Consider the following 1,606-nt stretch of genomic DNA (forward strand, 5'->3'; position numbering starts at 1 on the left):
TGAGGGGTGCTCTTTTTGGAGCCGCCACTGACCGGCAGATCCCGCACATGGCCGACACTGGACTTCACGATGAAGTCGTCGCCCAGGTAGCGGTTAATGGTCTTGGCCTTGGCAGGCGACTCCACAATTACTAGCGATTTTCCCATTCTCAGGTACTCAACATCCGGTCTAAGGCTCGTGATGGGCGCTATTTAGACAGCGCCGGTATAGGCGGGTCAAGCAGGAAGTGCCCCCGTTTTCCTTTTTTAGTAGTAGTACAGGCAGGCCTGCCAGGGCAACCCTCATCTGTGAAACAGCCCGCTGGCAACCCTGGCAAAGCGCGCTATACTGCAGGAAACCTCACGTTTTCAGGGAGAGAACCGTGCCCAGTCCCTACCGTAAAATCCTGGTTGCCATTGATGGCAGCGACGAATCCGCACAGGTGCTGTCCCGCGCTGCGGGCGTACTGTCGGGCAATGACGGCGAGCTCCATCTGATCCATGTCATCGAACCGCTGGCTCTGGCTTACGGCGCGGATGTGCCCATGGATGTGACGGACTTGCAAAGCGGCCTGATGAAACAGGCCCGTGAAATGGCAGACAAATACGCAGGGCAATACAAGATTCCCGAGACCAATGTTTACGTGGACATGGGATCCATCGAAAAGACCATTCTCGACAAGGCAGACAAGCTAGGGGCGGATTTGATCGTGGTGGGCAGCCATACTCGCAGCGGCCTGGCCCTGCTGCTGGGCTCAACCGCACGCGGGCTGGTGCCTGGCGCCCACTGCGACGTACTGGCCGTGAAAGTCGACCAGTAACAGAAAGCCCGGATGTCCCGCACCGGGGGAGCCCCCCACACGGGAACTGACGCAAACGCGAATCAGGTAAGCTGCAGCGCCCCGGTACTGGCCTGGCTTTCTCCGTTCCAACGACACAACAATTCAGCCAGCCCCTGAGCCTGCACTTTCAGTGCAGCCAGCTCTTCCTGGCTGTTTTTCTCACCATGAAAAACCGGCAGTTTGCGCATGGAATGGACCAGCTCGTGGGTCGGCGCCTGCATTCGTTTTACTTCCAGGGTCCAGCGGATGTGGTGAACAATCATATGGAAGAAGGCCAGACGGGTAGCCAACGAATAGGCACTGTCATCGTCGTTGAATTCATTGAAGTCCAGGCTTGCCAATACCGCCTCCCGAGCATTGTCCGCCACCTTTATGGTAGCGCTGCGGGGCGTTCCCAGAAGCATGGACAAGGTGCCAAATACTTCACCGGGTGAGACATAGTAAAGCGGAGCTTCCTCTGGATTATCCGAGAGGACTTCAAGCTGCCCCCGGAGCAAAAAATACAGGGTGGAATCCACATCACCAGCACGGATGACACTTTCCCCGGAAGCGGCTACCCAAAGGCGGGTCGTCTTTTCAAGCTGCGCAAATTCGTCCTGATCATCACGGGCGATTTCATTAAAAAACGGCACACCGGCTAACAGCTGGCGCCGCCGTTGCTGGCCGAAATCATTATTATTGGCCTGCTCCATCTACTATCCCCACTGTTATGATGGAATTATTGTCATATGCTAGTGCCCGCGTCGCAGCAGGGCAACGACGGGGACGTAAAAGCGGTATAAAAAC

Annotated in this window: 3 protein-coding genes; 1 reads left to right on the forward strand and 2 read right to left on the reverse strand. The window is 56.4% G+C overall.

Annotated elements, in window-relative coordinates:
- Positions 1-146: toprim domain-containing protein (locus A3730_RS29990; RefSeq protein WP_156501360.1), on the reverse strand; the 146-nt coding region annotated here is incomplete at its 3' end.
- A gap of 215 nt (positions 147-361) precedes the next feature.
- On the opposite strand from A3730_RS29990, the gene A3730_RS25425 reads away from it, so the two are divergent.
- Positions 362-799, forward strand: coding sequence for a universal stress protein (locus A3730_RS25425; protein ID WP_063538545.1), 438 nt, complete (start codon positions 362-364; stop codon positions 797-799).
- A 62-nt stretch (positions 800-861) separates the two neighbouring features.
- Here A3730_RS25425 and A3730_RS25430 read toward each other — a convergent pair whose 3' ends face one another.
- On the reverse strand, positions 862-1,512 hold the full coding sequence (locus A3730_RS25430) for a cyclic nucleotide-binding domain-containing protein (RefSeq protein ID WP_063521693.1): 651 nt from the start codon (positions 1,510-1,512) through the stop codon (positions 862-864).
- Positions 1,513-1,606: the final 94 nt, after the last annotated feature.

It is taken from the genome of Alcanivorax sp. HI0044 (genome assembly GCF_001634945.1).